Raw genomic sequence first — 2,797 nt, forward strand, 5'->3', positions numbered from 1 at the left:
TTCGAACTTGAATCCGCCTACTAAGTTAATTAAGCTGCCGTTGAAGCAGATTTCTTCGGCAGAGTGAGGATTGCCCGCTCGTTCTCATGTAACATACCGGACACATCAGCATAATGATGTGCCTTTTTTATGTTTCAATGACAAACGCGCAATGCGGTTGTCTACAAAGTGCAACTCCATTGAGTTGCCGCAGCGCATCGGCGTAGTCCATCCCTACAGGGATGATAAGCGCAGGGTTTTACATTCATATTACAGCGGAGTGTTGTCACACCATGATGGACAATTTACGCGCATCGTCGAACAATGTCGTGTTCAAAGTTTTACTGGGTCTGATTATCCTTTCCTTCGTCCTCACTGGCGTTGGCGGTTATCTGACGGGCAGTAACGGTGATTACGCCGCGAAAGTGAACGGTCAGGAAATCAGCCGTGCTCAGCTTGAGCGTGCCTTTAGCAGTGAACGTTCTCGTCAGCAGCAGATGCTAGGCGAGCAGTTCTCTCAATTGGCAGGCAATGAAGGCTACATGCAGCAGATCCGCCGGCAGTCGCTGTCGAAGCTGATTGATGAGCAGCTGCTCGACCAGTACGCGAAAGATATTGGCCTTGCGATTAGCGATGACCAGATTAAACAGGCGATCTTTACCCAGCCCGCTTTCCAGACCAACGGTAAATTTGATAATACTAAATACCTTAGCATGATCGGCAACTTGGGCTTCTTCTCCGATCAGTATGCGGAAGCGCTGCGTAAGCAGCTGACCACTCAGCAACTGATCCAGTCCGTTACCGGTACGGATTTTGTGCTGGGTAACGAAGCGGACTCTTTGGCAGCGCTAGTAGCTCAGCAGCGTCTGGTGCGTGAAGTGACGATTAACGTCAACGCACTGGCGGCAAAGCAGAGCGTGACTCCGGAAGAGATTAGCAACTACTACCAGCAGCATAAGAATGAGTTTATGTCGCCGGAGCAGTTCCGCGTCAGCTACATCAAGCTGGATGCAGCCAGCATGCAGCAGCCGGTCAGCGAATCGGATATCCAGAGCTGGTACGATCAACGTCAGCAGGACTACACGCAGCCGCAGCGCGATCGCTACAGCATCATTCAAACCAAAACCGAAACTGAAGCACAGTCGGTACTGGACGCGCTGAAAAAAGGCGGTGACTTCGCCGCACTGGCGAAAGAGAAATCCGCTGACCCAATATCTGCGCGTAACGGCGGCGACATAGGCTGGCTTGAGCCGGATATTACGCCGGACGAGCTGAAAGGCGCAGGCCTGAAAGAAACAGGCCAGCTATCTGAGATAATCAAATCTTCCGTGGGCTTCATTATTGCCCGTCTGGATGACATTCAGCCGCAAAAAGTTAAAGCGCTGGCTGAAGTGCACGACGACATCGCGGCGAAAGTGAAGCGGGAAAAAGCCATCGATGCCTATTACAAACTGCAGATCAAAGTCAACGATGCTGCCAGCAATGACAACGAGTCACTGGCCAGTGCAGAGCAGGTTGCGGGCGTGAAAGCGGTTGAAACCAGCTGGTTTAGTCACAACAACGTGCCTGCCGAGCTGAATTTCAAAGCGGTGCAGGATGCTATCTTCAATGGTAGTCTGGTTGGTCAGGGCGGTACTCCGGACAGTAACTCGGACATTATTACCGTCGATGGCGACCGGGCCTTCGTACTGCGCATCAGCGAACACAAACCGGAAGCAGAAAAACCGCTGGCTGAGGTTAGCGCGCAGATTACCGATACCCTAAAGCAGCAGAAAACCCAGCAGCAGGCAAAAGCTTGGGCAGAGAAACTGCTGGCCGAGCTGAAAGCAGGTAAAGGCGATGAAGCGCTGAAAGCGGCCGGTCTGACCTTCGGTACTCAGCAGACGCTGGCACATACCGGTCAGGATGCTCTGTCACAGGCGGCATTCACTCTGCCACTGCCAGCCGCCGATAAGCCGTCGTATGGCATCAGCGAAGATGCTCAAGGCAACGTCGTGCTGCTGGCGCTGGATAAAGTGCAGAGCGGCAACATGCCGGAGGCTCAGAAGCAGGCAATGGTTCAGGGTATCACCCAGAACAATGCCCAGTTAGCCTTCGCTGCGCTGCTGGGTAACCTGCGCAAGGAAGCCAAGATCAAATACGGTGCAGCAGCGCAGGCGCAATAAGCCTCGCAAATTCACTGCAACTAACTGCAATACCCAAAGGTCGCTCATGCGTTCTTTTCCATTTCTGGAATCTGCTGTTTGTCGGGGTGACAACGCGGGAGTAGGGAGGCGGTGCTGTCAAACATATGGAGGAAAACAGCATGTTTAATCGTACGTTACAGGCGCTGGCTATCGGCATCACGCTACCTATCGCGGTCAGCGCTGCGGCATCGAAAGAGGCTGCCGCAGAGGTCAAAATGGTGCCAAATAGAGAAAGATATCGCTGAAAGTGCCGGGCAAGTAAGCATTAACAGCGCGCGGGAGCTGGCAGCAGCGCTGAATGGCGTCGGTTCGAAAAGGCGGAGTCTATTGTTAGCTACCGTGAGAAGTACGGTCCCTTTACTCAGTTAGATCAGCTGAAAGAGGTGCCGAGTATGGGCAATACGCTGGTGGAATGGAATCTGTCACATATTAAATTGTGATCCGCATCCAGAATTTTTAATTCGACCTGCAACAAATGCAGCTTGGCTGCTGACATCAGAGGTCATACTAGTTGGTATGGCCTTTTTTATCGGGATAGTATCGTTGGATTGGCCCCTATATTTCCATACACTTTTTATCACTTAACCTATTACTGGTTTGCCGCCGTAGATATTCCCGTGGCGAACGATACC

2 protein-coding genes and 1 pseudogene are annotated in these 2,797 nt (G+C 52.1%); all 3 read left to right on the forward strand.

Features of this window, described 5'->3' with window-relative positions; genetic code table 11:
- Positions 1-272 precede the first annotated feature (272 nt).
- Positions 273-2,144, forward strand: coding sequence for a peptidylprolyl isomerase (gene ppiD / locus BBW68_RS09610; protein ID WP_070135190.1), 1,872 nt, complete (start codon positions 273-275; stop codon positions 2,142-2,144).
- Positions 2,145-2,284: 140 nt separating this feature from the next.
- Positions 2,285-2,410: a hypothetical protein gene (locus BBW68_RS20200; RefSeq protein WP_261791525.1), complete on the forward strand. Its 126-nt coding sequence runs from the start codon at positions 2,285-2,287 to the stop codon at positions 2,408-2,410.
- Between the two features lie 4 nt (positions 2,411-2,414).
- Positions 2,415-2,605, forward strand: a pseudogene (locus BBW68_RS19770) (helix-hairpin-helix domain-containing protein); the annotation flags it as partial.
- Positions 2,606-2,797: the final 192 nt, after the last annotated feature.

It is taken from the genome of Candidatus Erwinia dacicola (assembly GCF_001756855.1).
GTDB lineage: Bacteria > Pseudomonadota > Gammaproteobacteria > Enterobacterales > Enterobacteriaceae > Erwinia > Erwinia dacicola.

What these genes read in the sequence shown, in the direction of transcription:
- BBW68_RS20200 (WP_261791525.1), top strand. Translation starts at nt 2,285, where the DNA reads ATGTTTAATCGTACGTTACAGGCGCTGGCTATCGGCATCACGCTACCT.
- ppiD (WP_070135190.1), top strand. Translation starts at nt 273, where the DNA reads ATGATGGACAATTTACGCGCATCGTCGAACAATGTCGTGTTCAAAGTT.